The organism is Streptomyces sp. NPDC023481, from assembly GCF_055560195.1.
Genome location: NZ_JBVHJE010000003.1, coordinates 370,829 through 388,788, shown reverse-complemented (window position 1 = coordinate 388,788; position 17,960 = coordinate 370,829). Strand labels below are relative to the sequence as shown.

15 protein-coding genes are annotated in these 17,960 nt (G+C 71.6%); 11 read left to right on the top strand and 4 right to left on the bottom strand.

The window, feature by feature from the left end; all coding sequences use genetic code 11:
- Positions 1-7: 7 nt before the first annotated feature.
- A complete protein-coding gene (locus ACZ3ZD_RS09260; RefSeq protein ID WP_467395132.1) occupies positions 8-322 on the bottom strand; it encodes an ANTAR domain-containing protein in 315 nt (104 codons plus the stop codon).
- A 129-nt stretch (positions 323-451) separates the two neighbouring features.
- Here ACZ3ZD_RS09260 and ACZ3ZD_RS09255 point away from each other — a divergent pair, with 129 nt between their 5' ends.
- Positions 452-1,261: a VOC family protein gene (locus ACZ3ZD_RS09255; RefSeq protein ID WP_467395131.1), complete on the top strand. Its 810-nt coding sequence runs from the start codon at positions 452-454 to the stop codon at positions 1,259-1,261.
- A 44-nt stretch (positions 1,262-1,305) separates the two neighbouring features.
- On the opposite strand, the gene glgX is transcribed toward ACZ3ZD_RS09255, so the two are convergent.
- A complete protein-coding gene (glgX, locus tag ACZ3ZD_RS09250) occupies positions 1,306-3,450 on the bottom strand; it encodes a glycogen debranching protein GlgX (protein ID WP_467395130.1) in 2,145 nt (714 codons plus the stop codon).
- The gene (locus ACZ3ZD_RS09245; RefSeq protein ID WP_467395129.1) at positions 3,447-3,953 is read right to left on the bottom strand and encodes a pep a2; all 507 of its coding nucleotides are present in this window, start codon (positions 3,951-3,953) and stop codon (positions 3,447-3,449) included. Before ACZ3ZD_RS09245 ends, glgX begins: the two co-directional genes overlap by 4 nt.
- A 303-nt stretch (positions 3,954-4,256) precedes the next feature.
- Here ACZ3ZD_RS09245 and ACZ3ZD_RS09240 point away from each other — a divergent pair, with 303 nt between their 5' ends.
- From ACZ3ZD_RS09240 to ACZ3ZD_RS09215, 6 genes are all read left to right on the top strand, one after another.
- Positions 4,257-4,556: a DUF5133 domain-containing protein gene (locus ACZ3ZD_RS09240; RefSeq protein WP_030641557.1), complete on the top strand. Its 300-nt coding sequence runs from the start codon at positions 4,257-4,259 to the stop codon at positions 4,554-4,556.
- 110 nt (positions 4,557-4,666) lie between these two features.
- Positions 4,667-6,658 carry an alpha-1,4-glucan--maltose-1-phosphate maltosyltransferase gene (locus ACZ3ZD_RS09235; protein WP_467395128.1) on the top strand — a complete coding sequence of 664 codons (1,992 nt, stop codon included), beginning with the start codon at positions 4,667-4,669 and terminating at the stop codon, positions 6,656-6,658.
- Complete coding sequence (treS, locus tag ACZ3ZD_RS09230) at positions 6,655-8,373, top strand: maltose alpha-D-glucosyltransferase (RefSeq protein WP_467395127.1); 1,719 nt, start codon at positions 6,655-6,657, stop codon at positions 8,371-8,373. Before ACZ3ZD_RS09235 ends, treS begins: the two co-directional genes overlap by 4 nt.
- Positions 8,374-8,404: 31 nt before the next feature.
- Complete coding sequence (locus ACZ3ZD_RS09225) at positions 8,405-9,769, top strand: maltokinase N-terminal cap-like domain-containing protein (RefSeq protein ID WP_467395126.1); 1,365 nt, start codon at positions 8,405-8,407, stop codon at positions 9,767-9,769.
- A 3-nt stretch (positions 9,770-9,772) separates the two neighbouring features.
- Positions 9,773-11,971 (top strand): 1,4-alpha-glucan branching enzyme, encoded by a 2,199-nt coding sequence (glgB, locus tag ACZ3ZD_RS09220; protein ID WP_467395125.1) that lies wholly within the window; start codon positions 9,773-9,775, stop codon positions 11,969-11,971.
- A 92-nt stretch (positions 11,972-12,063) separates the two neighbouring features.
- On the top strand, positions 12,064-13,152 hold the full coding sequence (locus ACZ3ZD_RS09215; RefSeq protein ID WP_467395328.1) for a glutamate--cysteine ligase 2: 1,089 nt from the start codon (positions 12,064-12,066) through the stop codon (positions 13,150-13,152).
- Between the two features lie 20 nt (positions 13,153-13,172).
- Here ACZ3ZD_RS09215 and ACZ3ZD_RS09210 read toward each other — a convergent pair whose 3' ends face one another.
- Positions 13,173-13,406 carry a DUF6480 family protein gene (locus ACZ3ZD_RS09210; protein WP_467395124.1) on the bottom strand — a complete coding sequence of 78 codons (234 nt, stop codon included), beginning with the start codon at positions 13,404-13,406 and terminating at the stop codon, positions 13,173-13,175.
- Positions 13,407-13,555: 149 nt separating this feature from the next.
- Here ACZ3ZD_RS09210 and ACZ3ZD_RS09205 point away from each other — a divergent pair, with 149 nt between their 5' ends.
- The 4 genes from ACZ3ZD_RS09205 (at position 13,556) to ACZ3ZD_RS09190 (ending at position 17,912) form a co-directional block, all read left to right on the top strand.
- A complete protein-coding gene (locus ACZ3ZD_RS09205) occupies positions 13,556-15,451 on the top strand; it encodes an AMP-dependent synthetase/ligase (RefSeq protein ID WP_467395123.1) in 1,896 nt (631 codons plus the stop codon).
- Between the two features lie 151 nt (positions 15,452-15,602).
- Positions 15,603-16,037 carry an ATP-binding protein gene (locus tag ACZ3ZD_RS09200; RefSeq protein ID WP_467395122.1) on the top strand — a complete coding sequence of 145 codons (435 nt, stop codon included), beginning with the start codon at positions 15,603-15,605 and terminating at the stop codon, positions 16,035-16,037.
- Positions 16,038-16,231: 194 nt separating this feature from the next.
- Positions 16,232-17,608, top strand: a complete 1,377-nt coding sequence (locus tag ACZ3ZD_RS09195; protein WP_467395121.1) for an NAD(P)/FAD-dependent oxidoreductase — start codon at positions 16,232-16,234, stop codon at positions 17,606-17,608.
- 94 nt (positions 17,609-17,702) lie between these two features.
- Positions 17,703-17,912 carry a DUF4287 domain-containing protein gene (locus ACZ3ZD_RS09190; RefSeq protein WP_467395120.1) on the top strand — a complete coding sequence of 70 codons (210 nt, stop codon included), beginning with the start codon at positions 17,703-17,705 and terminating at the stop codon, positions 17,910-17,912.
- Positions 17,913-17,960: the final 48 nt, after the last annotated feature.

Sequence of the window (17,960 nt, the reverse complement as noted above, 5' to 3'; positions counted from 1 at the left end):
GCCGGGGCTAGTTCTCCTCGGAGCCCGGCACCTGGGTGGGGCCGTACCGGTCCAGCGCGTCCTCCAGCTCGGCGCGGACGTCGGGCGGGATGTCGCCGCGCCGCCCCCAGATCAGGATCAGCTCCGCGATGTTGCGCAGCTTGATGTTGGTGTGCTGGGAGACGTCCTTCAGCACCTGCCAGCCCAGGTCCGGGGTGATGCGGCCGAGGGCCACCATCATGCCGATCGCCTGGTCCACGACCGCGTGCGAGGCCATGGCCTCCTTCAGCTGGTGGACTTCCGCTTGCAGCGCGGCCACCCGGTCCGGCTCGCTGTCTCCCATCCCTCCATCCTGCGCAGGGGCCTGGACAGCCGCCACCCGGGGTACACGGGAGGCATCCCACCCCGTTCCGGTTGGACACTGGTGTCATACCGGTGGCCGCCCGGCCCCCGAGAGCAGGACGCGACTGCCATGACACACGACACCCCCGCCGGCGCCGGACCACGCAGAAAAGAAGTCCTCTCCACCCACTCCGTCTTCGGCGCGCCGTGCTGGGTGAGCCTGACCAGCCGCGATCTCCAGGCCACCCAGGACTTCTACGCCGCCGTCCTGGGCTGGCGCTGGCGCGGTGCCAAGCTGGGCGAGCACTTCCGCATCGCCCTGGCGAACGGGGTCCCGGTGGCGGGAATCGCCGCCGTCGCCTCCATGTGGCAGATGGCGGTGGCCTGGACGCCCTACTTCGCCGTGCCGGACGCGGACGTCGCCGTGGCCCGGGTCCGGGAGCGGGGCGGTACCTCGGCGGTGGGGCCGCTGTCCTTCCCGCCCGGCCGGGCCGCTCTGCTCGCCGACCGGGACGGGGCCACCTTCGGGATCTGGCAGGGCGAGCTGGTCACCAACTGGGAGGCGTGGCGGCAGGCGGCGCCGACTTTCGTCCGGCTGCACACCCGGGACGCCTTCGACGCCGCGATCTTCTACGGCGAGGTCCTGGACTGGGCGAGCGGGCTCCCGGGCTGCTGCGAGGTGGAGTACGAGGGCGGCGAGGTGGTGCTGCGCAGCCGCGGTGACGTCGTGGCGCGTATCGACTCGGGCGCGGTGGAGGCGGCCCCGGACCCGTCGGTACGGCCGCACTGGCAGATCCACTTCTCGGTGGCCGACGTGCCCGGCTGCGCCCGCGCGGCGGAGAAGCACGGCGGGAGCGTGCTGCGGGAGGACGAGACCGAGGCGATCCTGCGCGACGCCGACGGCGCCCAGTTCACGGTGACGTCCCGGGGCGCCCGCTGAGCCGAGGGGGCGGTCGTGCGTGGCCGTCCCGTCGGCCGGGCGGGTCAGCTGCCGGCGCGCGACGGACGTGACAGCAGCACCATGCTGCGTGCCTCCACGCGGAGCCTGGTGCCCGCCTTGTGTTCGCGTTCGTCGGGGATGCCGTCGGAGTCGGCGGTGTCGATCAGGGTGGTCCAGCGTTCCCCGAAGGAGCCGTCGGGCAGGCGGAAGACGACCGGCTCCCAGTAGCCGTTGACAAGCAGCAGGAACGAGTCGTCGACCATGCGGCCGCCGTGGGGATCGCGCTCGGCGATGGCGTCGCCGTTGAGGAACACGCCGACCGAGTGCGCGTCGTCGCGCTGCCAGTCCCGGTCGGTCATCTCGCGGGCGTCGGGCCTGAGCCACATCAGGTCGGGCAGCGGCTGCTCGGCGTTGGTCGCCGTCTCGCCGCGGAAGAAGCGCCGCCGGCGCAGCACCGGGTGCGCGGCGCGCAGCGCGATCAGGTGCCGGGTGAAGTCGGCGAGGCCCCGCTGCGCGTCGGTGAGGTCCCAGTCCACCCAGGAGATCTCGTTGTCCTGGCAGTAGGCGTTGTTGTTGCCGCGCTGGGTGCGGCCGAGTTCGTCGCCGTGGCACAGCATCGGGATGCCCTGCGAGAGCAGCAGCGTGGCCAGCAGGTTGCGCTGCTGGCGGGCGCGCAGTTCCAGGACGCCCGGGTCGTCGGTCTCGCCCTCGGCCCCGCAGTTCCAGGACCGGTTGTGGCTCTCGCCGTCCCGGTTGTCCTCGCCGTTGTCCTCGTTGTGCTTGTCGTTGTACGACACGAGGTCGCGCAGCGTGAACCCGTCGTGCGCGGTGACGAAGTTGACGCTCGCGCGCGGCCGGCGCCGGCTGTGCTGGTAGAGGTCGGAGGAGCCGGTGAGCCGGGAGGCGAACTCGCCGAGCGAGCCGGGCTCGGCCCGCCAGAAGTCCCGTACGGCGTCCCGGTACCTGCCGTTCCACTCCGACCACAGCGGCGGGAAGTTGCCCACCTGGTAGCCGCCCTCCCCCACGTCCCAGGGTTCGGCGATGAGCTTGACGCGGCTGATCACCGGGTCCTGCTGGATCAGGTCGAAGAACGCCGAGAGCCGGTCCACCTCGTGGAACTGCCGGGCCAGGGTGGCCGCGAGGTCGAAGCGGAAGCCGTCGACGTGCATCTCGGTGACCCAGTACCGCAGCGAGTCCATGATCAGCTGGAGTACGTAGGGGTGGCGCATCAGCAGCGAGTTGCCGGTGCCCGTGGTGTCGTAGTAGTGCGCCCAGTCGCCGTCGACCAGGCGGTAGTAGGAGGCGTTGTCGATGCCCCGGAAGGACAGGGTGGGGCCCATCTCGTTGCCCTCGGCGGTGTGGTTGTAGACCACGTCGAGGATGACTTCGAGGCCGGCCGCGTGCAGCGCCTTCACCATGGCCTTGAACTCGTTGACCTGCTGGCCGCGGGTGCCGAAGGCGGCGTAGGCGTTGTGCGGGGCGAAGAAGCCGATGGTGTTGTAGCCCCAGTAGTTGGACAGGCCCCGGTCCTGGAGCACGCCGTCCTGGACGAACTGGTGCACCGGCATCAGTTCGACGGCGGTCACACCGAGCGAGGTGAGGTGGCCGGTGACGGCGGGGTGCGCGAGGCCCGCGTAGGTGCCGCGCAGCCGCTTGGGGACGTCCGGGTGGGTCATGGTCAGGCCACGGACGTGGGCCTCGTAGATCACGGAGTCCGCGTACGACGTCCGGGGCGGGCGGTCGTCGCCCCAGTCGAAGAACGGGTCGGTGACCACGCCCAGCATGGAGTGCCCGGCGCTGTCCTGCGGGTCCGGCCCGTCCGGGGCGCGTTCGTACAGCGAGGCGTGGTTGTCGATCTGGCCGTCCACCGCCCGGGCGTAGGGGTCGAGCAGCAGCTTGGCCGGGTTGCAGCGGTTGCCGAAGGACGGCTGCCAGGGGCCGTGAACCCGGTAGCCGTAACGCTGGCCGGGGCCGATGCCGGGCAGGTAGGCGTGCCAGACGAAGCCGTCGACCTCGTGCAGCCGGACGGGGGTCAGCTTGCCGGAGTCGTCGGCCAGGATCAGTTCGACGCGTTCGGCGACCTCGCTGAAGAGGGCGAAGTTGGTGCCCTGTCCGTCGAACGCGGCACCCAACGGGTAGGGGTGCCCGCTCCACACGGGCACCCCTGTGCGGGACTTGCGGGCGGTCACCGGCGGCCCTCCGGGGCGTCGGCGGCCGCCGGCCCGGCCAGGACGGCCACGGCCTCCTCGCGTGGCACCCGGAGCCCTTCCCGCAGCGCGGGGTCGGGGGCGAGAGGTACCAGCGGGACGCGCTGTCCGGCCCGGGCGCGCTGCGAGAACCAGATGATCTTGCTGCCGGTCTCCGAGGCGCAGCAGCCCCAGCCGTCGCTCATGGCGGCGATGTCCGCCAGGCAGGACCGCAGGTCCGTGTCCGGGCGCAGATCGGGGTCGTCGTCACCGAAGGCGGTGATGAGGTGCTGGCCGTTCCACCACATCTCGATGGAGGTGTGCTTGTCCTTCGCGTGCTCGTCGATCGCCCGCAGCAGCAGTTCGGCGCCGCGGCAGACGGGATCCACGAGGTTCTCCAGATACCAGTAGCGGAGATGGGCGGCCAGGATGCGGCTGACCTGTCCCACCCGTTCCGGGCTGACTTCCACGTCGAGGTGGTAGTAGCAGGGCACTGCGGTCTTCATCGTCGCTTGCTCCTCACCGGCGAAGCTCTCGCTCCCCTCGCCCGTCCGGGAGGGATCCCGGACACCCAGCGTGAGCGTTGATCGCTTCTGAGTCACCTCCACGGTGAGGGCACTACGCCATTCGTGCAACATGAGCCACCGCCGTCCCACTTGGTTGAAGCTCTAACAAGACGCTGCGTCGTCGCGCGTGCACCATAAGTGAAAGCCTCGATCGCCGTAACGGTGCCGCGCCCTCCCCTGCGCGGACGCCACCCGACCGTCGGGAACGCGCCCAGTCGAGAGCGTGGAAGGTGAATGAGGGCCATGCTGCTACCCGCCAAGGCCGAAGTGGCACGGCAGTTGCGGCGTTACCGGGCGTGGGAGCGCGTCATGCTCGCCTCGCCCCACGACCGCACGGTCCGGGCCACCTTCGAGGACTCGGGTTACACGCTGTGCGTGCTGATGGGCAAGCGCTGCGCCCGCGAGGCCGCGGACGCCGCCGAGCGCTATCTCCGCACGAACCTGGTCACCTACCTGCGCGAGCAGGACGGACGGCCGCAGCCGCGTCGGGCCGCCAGAAGAGCGCCGCCACCGGAGCGGCGTTCCACGGCGCCAAGCCCCTGACCTGGCACCGTACAAGGCGTTCCTCTCGGGACCGGCGCACGTCGGCCCCGATCCCTGGATCGCGGAGCCGGGCCGGGTGCCCGGCTCCGCGCACGGCGGAGGTGAGATACATGCGCAGGACCCCGGCCATCGGCCGTGTACCGGTACGCGACGTCCGGCCGGCCGTGGAGTGCGGCAGGCGCCCGGCGAAGGCGGTGGCCGGGGAGACGTTCGAGGTCACGGCCACCGTGTTCCGCGAAGGGCATGACGCCGTCGGCGCGAACGTGGTCCTGCGCGATCCCCGGGGCCGCCGCGGCCCGTGGACCCCGATGCGGGAGCTGTCCCCGGGGAGCGACCGCTGGGGCGCCGAGGTCACCCCGGACTCGACGGGCCGCTGGACCTTCCGGGTGGAGGCCTGGAGCCATCCGCTGGCCACCTGGCGGCACACCGCGTCCGTGAAGGTGCCGGCCGGGATCGACACCGGTCTGGTGCTGGAGGAGGGCGCCGAGTTGTACGAGCGGGCCGCCGCCGGTGTGCCCAAGGGCCCCGAGCGCCAGCTGGTCCTGGCCGCCGCGCACGCCCTCGGCGACGACTCCCTGTCGGTGCACCACCGGCTGAAGGCCGCCCTGTCACCGCAGGTGGAGGCGCTGCTGGCCCGGTATCCGCTGCGGGAGCTGGTCACCGCCTCGGATCCGATGCCGCTGCTGGTGGAGCGCGAACGCGCCCTGTTCGGCTCGTGGTACGAGTTCTTCCCGCGCTCGGAGGGCACGGCCGAGCAGCCGCACGGCACGTTCCGCACGGCCGCGCGGCGGCTCAAGCCGATCGCGGACATGGGCTTCGACGTGGTCTACCTGCCGCCGATCCACCCCATCGGCACGACCTTCCGCAAGGGCCCCAACAACACCCTGACCGCCGGCCCGGACGACGTCGGCGTGCCCTGGGCGATCGGCTCACCCGAAGGCGGCCACGACGCCGTCCACCCCGACCTCGGCACCCTCGAGGACTTCGACTTCTTCGTCGCCGAGGCGGACAAGGCCGGGCTGGAAGTCGCCCTCGACTTCGCGTTGCAGTGCTCTCCCGACCACCCCTGGGTGCACAAGCACCCGGAGTGGTTCCACCACCGGCCCGACGGCAGCATCGCGTACGCCGAGAACCCGCCGAAGAAGTACCAGGACATCTACCCCGTCGCCTTCGACGCCGACATGGACGGCCTGGTCGCGGAGACGGTGCGGATCCTGCGGCACTGGATGGGCCACGGTGTCCGCATCTTCCGCGTGGACAACCCGCACACCAAGCCGGTCGTCTTCTGGGAGCGGGTCATTGCCGAGATCAACCGCGAGGACCCCGACGTGATCTTCCTGGCGGAGGCGTTCACCCGCCCGGCCCTGCTGCACACGCTGGCGCAGATCGGCTTCCAGCAGTCGTACACCTATTTCACCTGGCGCAACACCAAGCAGGAGCTGACCGAGTACCTGACGGAGCTGTCGGGTGAGGCGGCGGCCTACATGCGGCCGAACTTCTTCGCCAACACCCCCGACATCCTGCACGCCTACCTCCAGCACGGCGGCCGGCCGGCGTTCGAGGTGCGGGCCGTGCTCGCCGCCACCCTCTCCCCCACCTGGGGCATCTACTCCGGCTACGAACTGTGCGAGAACACCCCGCTGCGCGAGGGCGGCGAGGAGTACCTGGACTCGGAGAAGTACCAGCTCAGGTCCCGCGACTGGGCGGCCGCCGAGCGCGAGGGCCGGTCCATCGCACCGCTCGTCACCCGGCTCAACACCATCCGACGGCAGCACCCGGCGCTACAGCGCCTGCGCAACCTCCGTTTCCATCCGACCGACAACGACGCCGTGCTCGCCTACAGCAAGAGCACCGGTTCGGACACGGTCGTCGTGGTCGTCAACCTCGACCCGCACCACACCCAGGAGGCCACGGTCTCGTTGGACATGCCGCAACTCGGCCTGGACTGGGACGCCGCCCTGTCCGTCAACGACGAACTGACGGGCGAGACGTACCACTGGGGCAGGACCAACTACGTGCGCCTCACGCCCGGCCGGACGCCGGCGCACGTGCTCCACGTCGGGCGATCGACGCCCCAGATCGGAGGGCCCGCAGCGTCATGACCGTGAACGACCCCGTACTGGACACCTTCGAGGACACTCCCGCCAAGGACAGGGACCCGGAGTGGTTCAAACGCGCCGTCTTCTACGAGGTCCTGGTCCGCTCCTTCCAGGACAGCAACGGTGACGGCGTCGGCGACCTGAAGGGCCTGACCGCCAAGCTCGACTACCTCCAGTGGCTCGGCGTGGACTGCCTGTGGCTACCGCCGTTCTTCCAGTCGCCGCTCAGGGACGGCGGCTACGACGTCTCCGACTACACGGCCGTACTCCCCGAGTTCGGCGACCTCGCCGACTTCGTGGAGTTCGTGGACGCCGCCCACCAGCGCGGCATGCGCGTGATCATCGACTTCGTCATGAACCACACCAGCGACCAGCACCCGTGGTTCCAGGAGTCCCGCAAGAACCCCGACGGCCCGTACGGGGACTACTACATGTGGGCCGACGACGACAAGCAGTACGAGGACGCGCGGATCATCTTCGTCGACACCGAGTCCTCCAACTGGACCTTCGACCCGGTGCGCGGTCAGTACTTCTTCCACCGCTTCTTCTCGCACCAGCCGGACCTCAACTACGAGAACCCGGCCGTCCAGGAGGAGATCCTGGCCGCCCTGCGGTTCTGGCTGGACCTGGGCATCGACGGCTACCGCCTGGACGCGGTCCCCTACCTCTACGCCGAGGAGGGCACCAACTGCGAGAACCTGCCCGCCACGCACGCCTTCCTCAAGCGGGTGCGCCGCGAGATCGACGCGATGTACCCGGACACCGTGCTGCTGGCGGAGGCCAACCAGTGGCCGGAGGACGTGGTCGACTACTTCGGCGACTTCCGGGGCGGCGGCGACGAGTGCCACATGGCCTTCCACTTCCCGGTCATGCCACGCATCTTCATGGCCGTACGGCGCGAGTCGCGCTACCCCGTCTCCGAGATCCTGGCCAAGACCCCCGCCATCCCCTCCAACTGCCAATGGGGCATCTTCCTGCGCAACCACGACGAGCTGACCCTCGAAATGGTCACCGACGAGGAACGCGACTACATGTGGGCCGAGTACGCCAAGGACCCCCGGATGCGCGCCAACATCGGCATCCGGCGCCGCCTCGCGCCCCTGCTCGACAACGACCGCAACCAGATCGAGCTGTTCACCGCCCTGCTGCTGTCCCTGCCCGGCTCGCCGATCCTCTACTACGGCGACGAGATCGGCATGGGCGACAACATCTGGCTCGGCGACCGCGACGCCGTCCGCACCCCCATGCAGTGGACCCCCGACCGCAACGCCGGCTTCTCCACGTGCGACCCCGGGCGCCTGTACCTGCCGACGATCATGGACCCGGTCTACGGCTACCAGGTCACCAACGTGGAAGCCTCCATGTCCTCCCCGTCCAGCCTGCTGCACTGGACCCGCCGCATGATCGAGATCCGCAAGCAGAACCCCGCCTTCGGTCTCGGCTCGTTCACGGAACTGCAGTCCTCCAACCCCGCGGTCCTGGCCTTCCTGCGCGAGTACGGCGACGACCTCGTGCTGTGCGTGAACAACTTCTCCCGCTTCGCCCAGCCCACCGAACTGGACCTGCGGGCCTGGGACGGCCGGCACCCGGTCGAGCTGATCGGCGGTGTGCGCTTCCCCGCGATCGGTGAACTGCCCTACCTGCTCACCCTGCAAGGCCACGGCTTCTACTGGTTCCGGCTCACCCGAGTCGCATCCCGCATCGGCCGCCGCCGCTGATCCGACGGCGCCGAGGAAAGGACGCGTCACCATGCCGAAGACCATCACTCCCCGACCGAGAACCGCCGTCGGCACCGACGGCCCCCTGGTCTCGCTCGGCGCGCTGCTGCGCGAGTGGTTGCCGAGGCAACGCTGGTTCGCGGGCAAGGACCGGCCCGTCACCGACCTGACGGTGCTGTCCGTGACCGAGCTGTTCCCGGGGTGTCTGCACCTGCTGGTGCACGCCTCGCACGTGCCGGTGCCCAACCCCGGCGGCACGCCCCCGCCCGGGGACTGTTACCAGCTGCTGCTGGGCCTGCGCCCGCACCTCGCGCCGCGGCTGGAGCAGGCGTACATCGGGCGCGCCGAGAACGGCCCGCTGGCCGGGCTCGCGGTGTACGACGCGCTGCACGACCCCCGCTCGGCGCACCTGCTGCTGGAGCGGCTGCGCAGGCCGGGCACGGCGGGTCCGCTGCGGTTCGAGGCGGACCCGGCCGCCCTGGTGCCCGGCGGGCTGCCGCCGCGGCTGCTGGACGCCGAGCAGTCCAACTCGTCGATCGTGTACGGCGACGCGTACATCCTGAAGCTGTTCCGCCGGATCCAGCCGGGCGTCAACCCCGACCTGGAGGTGCCGGCGGCGCTGGCCGCGCAGGGCTGCACCCGGGTGCCCGCGCCGGTGGCCTGGTTCACCACGACCGGCTCCCGGCCGGCCACTCTCGGTGTGCTGCAGCCGTTCCTGCCGGACGCCACCGACGGCTGGACGCTGGCGCTGCGCGCGCTCGCCGCGGGCGACCACTTCACCGCCGAGGCCCGCGCGCTGGGCCGGGCCATGGCGGAGGTGCACCTGGCGCTGGCCGAGGCCTTCCCGCCGGCCGGGCCGGGCGAGAACGGCCGTACCGCCGAGGCGATGTGCGCGCGGCTGGAGGCCGCCGCGCACGCCGTGCCCGGCTTGCAGCCCTTCGTGCCCGGTCTGCGGGCCGCGTTCGGGGCGCTCGCCACGTGCGACACGGGGCCGCCGGCCCAGCGTATCCACGGCGACCTGCACCTCGGTCAGGTGCTGCGGGCAGGCCGGAACTGGTTCGTCATCGACTTCGAGGGCGAGCCGTCCCGTCCGCTCGCCGAGCGGCGCGCCCCGCAGTCCCCGGTGCGGGACGTCGCCGGGATGCTGCGCTCCTTCGACTACGCGGCCCGGCAGCGCCGCCCCTGGCGACCCGAGTGGGCGCGCCGCTGCCGGGAGGCGTTCTGCGCGGGCTACGCGGCCCGCGCCGGCTGGGACCCACGCAAGAAGCACGCGCTGCTGCGCGCGCACGAGACGGACAGGGCGGTCTACGAGGTGCTGTACGAGGCGAGACACCGGCCCGACTGGCTGCCGGTACCGATGGCGGCGATCAAGCGGCTCGCCGTGTGGGGAGGCTGACCGATGGCACTGCGCACCACGCGACCCGAGGCCGCGGGCCCGAGGCCGGCCGCGGCCGCCGGTCTCGACTCCGCCGACCGCGGCCGGCTGCTGGCCGGCGCGCACCACGATCCGCACGCCCTGCTGGGCGCCCACCCCGTGCCGGGCGGCACGCTGTTCCGGGCGCTGCGCCCGAACGCCCGGGCGGTGAGCGTCGTGATCGACGGCGAGCGCACCGCGCTGCGGTCGGAGGGCGACGGCCTGTTCGCCGCCGTCCTGCCCGGCGCCCAGGCCCCGGCGTACACGCTGCTGGTGGCGTACGACGACGGCGAGCAGGAGGTGCACGATCCGTACCGCTTCCTGCCCGCCCTCGGCGAGCTGGACCTGCACCTGATCCGGGAGGGCCGGCACGAGCAGCTGTGGCGGGCGCTCGGCGCGGAGCCAATGGTCCACCAGGGCGTGGCCGGCACCCGGTTCACCGTGTGGGCGCCCAACGCCCAGGGAGTGCGGGTGGCCGGGGACTTCACGTACTGGGACGGCACGCAGTACCCGATGCGCTCGCTCGGCGCGTCCGGGGTGTGGGAGCTGTTCCTGCCCGGGATCGGCGAGGGCACCCGGTACAAGTTCGAGATCACCTCCCGGTACGGCCACCGGTTCCTGAAGGCGGACCCGATGGCGCGCGGTACGGAGGTCCCGCCGGACACCGCGTCGGTGGTGACGGCCTCGCGGTACGAGTGGGGCGACGCCGAGTGGATGGCGCACCGCGGTGACACCCCCGTGCACCAGGCGCCGTTCTCGGTGTACGAGGTGCACCTGCCGTCCTGGCGGCCGGGGCTGTCGTACCGGCAGCTGGCGGAGGAACTCCCCGCCTATGTCCGGCAGATGGGCTTCACGCACGTGGAGCTGATGCCGGTGGCCGGGTACCCGTTCAGCGGTTCGTGGGGGTACCAGGTCACCTCGTACTACGCGCCGACGCCCCGGCTCGGTTCCCCGGACGACTTCCGGTACTTCGTGGACGCCTGTCACCGGGCGGGCCTCGGGGTGATCATGGACTGGGTGCCGGCGCACTTCCCGAAGGACGACTGGGCGCTGGCCCGGTTCGACGGGGGCCCGCTGTACGAGCCCGGGAACGCGACGCGGGCGGAGCATCCGGACTGGGGGACGTACGAGTTCGACTACGGCCGCACCGAGGTGCGCAACTTCCTCGTCGCCAACGCGGTGTACTGGTGCGAGGAGTTCCACATCGACGGGCTGCGGGTGGACGCGGTCGCCTCGATGCTCTACCTGGACTACTCGCGGGACTCCGGGCAGTGGGAGCCGAACGTGTTCGGCGGCCGGGAGGACCTGGACGCGGTGGCGTTCCTCCAGGAGATGAACGCCACCGTGTACCGGCGCTGCCCGGGGGTGGTGACCATCGCCGAGGAGTCCACCGCGTGGGACGGGGTGACCCGGCCGACGGACGGCGGCGGGCTCGGGTTCGGGCTGAAGTGGAACATGGGCTGGATGCACGACTCGCTGGAGTACATCCAGAAGGAGCCGGTGCACCGCAGGTACCACCACGACGAGATGACGTTCTCGATGGTGTACGCCTACAGCGAGAACTACGTCCTGCCGATCTCCCACGACGAGGTGGTGCACGGCAAGCAGGCGCTGGTGTCGAAGATGCCCGGCGACTGGTGGCAGCGGCGCGCCAACCACCGGGCGTACCTCGGCTTCATGTGGGCCCATCCCGGCAAACAGCTGTTGTTCATGGGGCAGGAGTTCGCGCAGGGCGCGGAGTGGTCCCATGAGCACGGCCCGGAGTGGTGGCTGCTCGGCGACGACTACCACTCCGCCGGTGACCACCGGGGCGTGCAGGACCTGGTGCGGGAGCTGAACACGGTGTACCGGGCGACGCCGGCGCTGTGGCAGCGGGACACCGATCCGGGCGGTTTCCGGTGGGTGCTGTGCGACGCGGCGGACGACAACGTGCTGGCGTTCGTGCGGTTCGCCGCCGACGGCGACCCGCTGCTGGCGGTGTCGAACTTCTCCCCCGTCGTCCGGGAGGACTACCGCCTGTGGGTCCCGGAGGGGGTCCCCGCCTGGCGGGAGGCGCTGAACACCGACGACGTCCGTTACGGCGGCAGCGGGGTCGGCGCCGGCGGGCCGGTCCGGTCCGAGGACGGGTGCGTGAGCCTGACCCTTCCGCCGCTCGCCACTGTCTGGATGGTGCCGGTGCGCTGAGGGCCGCAGGTGTCGGCGCCCGTCCGGGGGGCAGTCGGGGTCGTACAGATCCTTGACTGCCCCGCGTGGCACGGACAGAAGGGCGGCACCAGGTGCGCACCGTCGGAGTGGAGGAGGAACTCCTTCTGGTCGATCCGGACAGCGGAGAGCCGAAGGCGCTGGCGGCGGCTGTTCTCGCCCGTGCGGCCCAGGACGATCCCGGGCAGGACGTGTTCGAGAAGGAGCTGTTCGGGCAGATGCTGGAGTTCGCCACGCATCCGCAGTCGGACATGGCGGCCCTCGGCGACGAGATCGTCCGCTGCCGCAAGGAGGCGGCCCGGCACGCCGGGCAGATCGGCTGCGGGGTCGCCGCGCTGGCCGCCTCCCCGTTGCAGGTCAGCCCCTCCCTGAGCGTGAACGAGCGGTACCAGTGGCTGGCCGGACGGTACGGGATCCCCACCTGGGAGCAACTCGTCTGCGGGTGCCATGTGCATGTCTCGGTGGAGTCCGACGAGGAGGGCGTGGCGGTCCTCGACCGGCTCCGCCCGTGGCTGCCGGTGCTGCGGGCGATGAGCGCGAACTCGCCGTTCTGGCAGGGCCGGAGCACCGGGTACGCCAGCTACCGCAGCCGGGTGTGGAACCGGTGGCCGTCGGCCGGCCCGACCGAGCCCTTCGGGACCGCCGAGGAGTACCACCGGCGCGTGGAGCGGATGGTGTCCACCGGGGTCATCCTGGACGAGGCCATGGCCTACTTCGACGCGCGGCTGTCGGCCCGCTACCCGACGGTGGAGGTCCGGGTGGCCGACGTGTGCCTGGGCGCGGGGACCGCCGTACTGATCGCGACGCTCGTGCGCGCCCTGGTGGAGACGACCGCGCGGGAGTGGCGGGACGGCCGGCCCGTGTCCGACCCCGGGGTGAGCCTGCTGCGGCTGGCCGACTGGCAGGCCGCGCGCTACGGCATCGAGGAGGACCTCCTCGACCCGGTCACCCTGCGGCCCCGGCCCGCCGCGCAGGTGCTGCGTTCGCTGCTGGAGTACACCGGGGACGCGCTCACCGCGAGCGGCGACGCGGAGCGGGCCGAGCGGGCCGTCGGGGAACTGTTGCGCACGGGAAACGGCGCGCGTGAGCAGCGCGGGCTGCTGGAGCGGACCGGCAGCCTCCGGGACGTCGTCACCGAGTGCGTGCGGCGCACACAGGGCTGAGTGTCCGGGGTCCCGGCCGCTCAGAGGATCAGGACGAGGGCGTAGACCAGGAAGAACGCGGCGATCAGGATCACGAGGGCCAGGATCAGCGTCAGCGGGGCCTTCGCCCAGCCCCTCGTCGGGTTGTGCGTCTCCCGGGGCCCGGCCTCGGGCATGCTGCTCTCGGCGGGTGGTGTCTCTCCGGGCGGGACACCGCCGCCGGGTTCCAGCCCGGTGCTGCGTTCGGGTTCCGGATCGGGGTTCACATGACTCATGCCTGCCGGGTTCCCCGGGACACGCCCACATCATCAGTCGATCACGATTCCTCGTTCCCGTCACCGAACGCTGCTCCCTGGGCTACATTCGAGCACCGCCGACACCGAGCCGTTCGGCGGAGTGATCCTCCGTACACCAGGAGCAGCGCATGCGGGACGTCGCCCTCGCTCCAGCCGTCACCCGGCCGCTCACCGGCGGCCTCGCCGACAGCGTCTTCGAGCGGGCGGACCTCGATCCGACGCTTCCGGTGCTGGCGCGCCGTGCCGGTCCGCCCGCGGCCGGGTGGGAAGAGCTGACGGCGGTCGAGCTGCGGGACGAGGTGGTCGATCTGGCCAAGGGCCTGATCGCCGCCGGGATCTCGCCCGGCCACCGGGTGGCCCTGATGGCCCGCACCCGCCACGAGTGGACGGTGCTGGCGCACGCCCTGTGGGCCGTGGGCGCCGAGGTGGTGCCGATCCACCCGGCCTCCGCCCGCGACCAGGTCGAGTGGATCCTGCGGGACGCCGGCTGTGTGGCCGTCGTCGTGGAGGACGAGCAGGGCGTCATGACCGTCGGCACCGTGTGCGACCGGCTGCCGCGGCTGCGGCACGTGTGGCAGCTGGACTCCGGTGCCCTGGCCGATCTGGTGGAGCGCGGCGCGATCGTGCCGTACACCACCGTGGAGTCGCTGCGCCGGATCGTGCTGCCGGACTCCACGGCGGCCGTCGTCTACACCTCCGGTACCTCGGGCCGCCCGATGGGCTGCGCGCTCAGCCACCGCAACCTGGCCTACCCGTGCGACACCCTGCTGGCCGGCTGGGGGCACACCGCCGCACCCCCCGGTGAGCAGCCGTCCGTGCTGGCCTTCCTGCCCTTCTCGCACGTCTACGGCATGATGATCATGCTGGTGTGCGTGCGCGGCGGGGTGCTGCTGGCGCACGAGCCGGAGCAGACCGGGACGGCACTGGCGTCGGCCCTGGCCACGTTCCGGCCGACGTACCTGTACGGGGTGCCGTCGGTGTTCGAGAAGCTGTACAAGAGTTTCCTCCGCACGTCCCAACAGAGCGGCCGGGGTGCCCTGTTCGAGCGGGCCGCGCAGACCGCGCGGGACTTCGCCGCGGCCGAGGAGCGCCGTCGGCTGGGCACCGGTCCCGGCCCCGGTCTGGAACTCAGGCTGCAACACGCCCTGTACGAGCGGACGGTGTACCGCAGGCTGCGGGCCGCGCTCGGCGGACGGGTGGTGCGCGGCACCTCCGGCGGGTCCACGCTCGACCGCGAACTGTCCCTGTTCTTCGAGGGCATCGGCGTGCTCGTGCACGACGGCTACGGGCTCACCGAGGCAGGCGGCGGGATCACCATGCAGCCGCTGGGCCGGGAGAAGTCCGGGACCGTGGGCCGGCCGCTGCCGGGCACCGAGGTACAGGTGGCCGACGACGGGGAGATCCTGGTGCGCGGGCCGTCGGTGTTCCAGGGCTACGTCAGCGACGAGCGGGCGACCCGCGCCACGCTGCGCGGCGGCTGGCTGGCCACCGGGGACATCGGACGGCTGGACGGCGAGGGCTATCTGACGATCACCGGCCGCAAGAAGGACATCATCGTCACCAGCGGCGGCAAGAGCGTGGCGCCGGCCCCGCTGGAGCAGCGGCTGCGCATGCATCCCCTGGTCCACCAGGCCGTGGTGATCGGCGACGACCGGCCGTGCGTGGGTGCCCTGATCACCCTGGACCCGGAGTTCCTCGCACACTGGCGGGCCGCGCTCGCGCTCCCGGGCGACGGCGCGGGCCGGGAGAGCCGGGAGGAGAACGCCCTGCGCGAGGAGATCGCGCGGGCCGTGGCCTCGGCCAACAGTGCGGTCTCCCGTGCGGAGTCCATCCGGGTCTACCGTGTCCTGCAGGAATCGTTCGCACCGGACAACGGGCTGCTCACCCCGTCCCTGAAGCTGCGCCGGGACGCCGTCGTACGGCACTACGCGGCCGAGATCGAGGCGATGTACCAGGCGCGCTCCCGGTCGCGGGGCCCGGCGGAGCCGGCCGAGTGGGACGAACCCGACGATGTCTTCCGCTGAGGAGGCGCACCGTACGGGCGGTCGATCCGAGGGGGGACGGATAGCTCGCGCGGCTGGGGGAACCCGCAGCCCAGCAAGAGATCAGCAACGACGACCGTCCTGGTCGCGGGGACCGAGCCCGGCCCCCGCGTCCAGGACCGGGGAATGCGAGATGGTGACGGAGCCGCGCTGGGACGACACTCCACCCTCGGAGGAGAAGTACGAGCAGACGTTCTCCTTCCCGGGTGAGCTGCGCAACGTCACGGGGGCGCGGCTCGCGGCGGAGGAGTTCCTCCGCGCGCTCGCCCGGGAGGCCCCGCCGGGCGCGCACGAGTACTGGGACGACATCCTGCTGGTCGTCACCGAACTCGCCGCGAACGCGATCCAGTACGCGCCCGGCCCGTTCGACCTGCGGATGCGCCGCACGTTCGACGGGGTCCACGTGACGATGCGGGACACGAGCATGACGAGGCCGGAGCCGCGGCCGTTCCACCCGCGCACCGGCGGTGGCGGCATCGGCTGGCACCTGGTGCACACGCTGTGCACCCAGGTCAGCGTCGTCGTGCACGAGCGGGGCAAGGACATCCACGCGTTCCTGCCCTGGTGAGGATGTTCGACGTGTAGGTGTGCGCCAGCCGGTTACTCCGCCCTGCAGTGGGGGTATGCCGGACCCCACGTGTTCGTCTGCCTGCCGCACCCAGCTGGCGGAACGGCTGGAGGCACGGTGGTATCGGAGTCGGCACAGCGATCCAGGGCATGCGAACAGCGTTCGAGTCGGACCGCCCGGAGCCGCAGAAAGGGATGAACACCGTGACACGACCCAGGATCCTGGTGGTTGGCGCAGGCTTCGCCGGAGTCGAGTGCGTCCGCCGCCTGGAGCGGAAACTCTCCCCGGCCGAGGCCGACGTCACGCTGGTGACGCCGTTCGCCTACCAGCTCTACCTGCCGCTGCTCCCCCAGGTCGCCTCCGGCGTGCTGACGCCGCAGTCGATCGCCCTGTCGCTGCGCCGCAGCCGGAAGTACCGCACCCGGATCATCCCGGGCGGCGCGATCGGCGTGGACCTGAAGGCGAAGGTGTGCGTCGTCCGCACCATCACCGACAAGATCGTCAACGAGCCCTACGACTACATCGTGCTGGCACCGGGCAGCGTGACCCGCACCTTCGACATCCCGGGCCTGACCGAGCACGCCTTCGGGATGAAGACCCTCGCCGAGGCCGCCTACATCCGCGACCACGTCATCTCCCAGCTCGACCTGGCGGACGCCAGCGAAGACCCGGCCGAGCGGGCCGCGAGGCTGCAGTTCGTGGTGGTCGGCGGCGGCTACGCGGGCACCGAGACCGCTGCCTGCCTGCAGCGGCTGACGCACGCGGCCGTGCGGCGCTATCCGCGGCTGGACCCGGGCCTGATCAAGTGGCACCTGATCGACATCGCGCCCAAGCTCATGCCGGAGCTGGGCGACAAACTCGGCCGCAGCGCGCAGGAGATCCTCGGGCGCCGCGGCATCGAGGTCTCGCTGGGCGTCTCCATCGACAAGGCCGGTCCGGAGGAGGTCACCTTCACCGACGGCCGGGTGGTGCCCACGCACACCCTGATCTGGACGGCCGGCGTGGTCGCCAGCCCGCTCATCGCCACGCTCGGCGCGGAGACGGTCAAGGGCCGGCTGGCGGTCACCCCGGAGATGTGCCTGCCGGGCCACGACGGGGTGTTCGCGCTCGGCGACTCGGCGGCCGTACCGGACCTCGCCAAGGGCCAGGACGGCGCGGTCTGCCCGCCCACCGCGCAGCACGCCATGCGGCAGGGCAGGAAGGTTGGCGACAACGTCATCGCGGCGCTGCGGGGCCAGCCGTTGCAGCCGTACGTGCACAAGGACCTGGGACTCGTCGTCGACCTCGGCGGCAAGGACGCGGTGTCCAAGCCGCTGGGTGTCGAGCTGCGCGGGGTGCCCGCGCAGGTGGTGGCCCGCGGCTACCACTGGTCGGCGCTGCGCACGAACGTCGCCAAGACCCGGGTGCTGACCAACTGGCTGCTGAACGCGGTCGCCGGAGACGATTTCGTCCGCACCGGCTTCCAGGCCCGCAAGCCCGCCCGGCTGAAGGACTTCGAGTACACCGACTCGTATCTGACCCCGGAACAGGTACGGGCCCGGGTGGAGGGCGCGGGCGCGGGCCAGCCGTGACGTGACCCGGATCACCGAAGACCGCCGATCATTCCCCACCCGGCCGGCGGTCTTACCCGGTGATCAGGAAACACGTCACGGAGGGACACCCGGCATGAGCGAGAAGACCGTGAAGGGCCCGGCGAGCTACTTCCCGTCGATCGAGAAGACGTACGGCCGGCCCGTCGGCGAGTGGCAGGAGCTGATCCGCTCCTCGCCGCTGACGAAGCACATGGAACTCGTCGCCTGGCTCAAGTCCGAGCACGGGCTCGGCCACGGCCACGCGAACGCGCTGGTGGCCGCCACCCTGGCCGAGGGCCGCTGAACCGGGCGCACGTGCGATGCTGGGTCGTAGATCGATTTCCGGCACGGG

Coding starts and splice junctions, on each gene's coding strand:
- ACZ3ZD_RS09245 (WP_467395129.1), bottom strand. CDS start 3,953: ATGAAGACCGCAGTGCCCTGCTACTACCACCTCGACGTGGAAGTCAGC.
- ACZ3ZD_RS09190 (WP_467395120.1), top strand. CDS start 17,703: ATGAGCGAGAAGACCGTGAAGGGCCCGGCGAGCTACTTCCCGTCGATC.
- ACZ3ZD_RS09205 (WP_467395123.1), top strand. CDS start 13,556: ATGCGGGACGTCGCCCTCGCTCCAGCCGTCACCCGGCCGCTCACCGGC.
- glgB (WP_467395125.1), top strand. CDS start 9,773: ATGGCACTGCGCACCACGCGACCCGAGGCCGCGGGCCCGAGGCCGGCC.
- ACZ3ZD_RS09210 (WP_467395124.1), bottom strand. CDS start 13,406: ATGAGTCATGTGAACCCCGATCCGGAACCCGAACGCAGCACCGGGCTG.
- ACZ3ZD_RS09200 (WP_467395122.1), top strand. CDS start 15,603: ATGGTGACGGAGCCGCGCTGGGACGACACTCCACCCTCGGAGGAGAAG.
- ACZ3ZD_RS09225 (WP_467395126.1), top strand. CDS start 8,405: ATGCCGAAGACCATCACTCCCCGACCGAGAACCGCCGTCGGCACCGAC.
- ACZ3ZD_RS09235 (WP_467395128.1), top strand. CDS start 4,667: ATGCGCAGGACCCCGGCCATCGGCCGTGTACCGGTACGCGACGTCCGG.
- ACZ3ZD_RS09260 (WP_467395132.1), bottom strand. CDS start 322: ATGGGAGACAGCGAGCCGGACCGGGTGGCCGCGCTGCAAGCGGAAGTC.
- ACZ3ZD_RS09195 (WP_467395121.1), top strand. CDS start 16,232: ATGAACACCGTGACACGACCCAGGATCCTGGTGGTTGGCGCAGGCTTC.
- ACZ3ZD_RS09255 (WP_467395131.1), top strand. CDS start 452: ATGACACACGACACCCCCGCCGGCGCCGGACCACGCAGAAAAGAAGTC.
- ACZ3ZD_RS09240 (WP_030641557.1), top strand. CDS start 4,257: ATGCTGCTACCCGCCAAGGCCGAAGTGGCACGGCAGTTGCGGCGTTAC.
- treS (WP_467395127.1), top strand. CDS start 6,655: ATGACCGTGAACGACCCCGTACTGGACACCTTCGAGGACACTCCCGCC.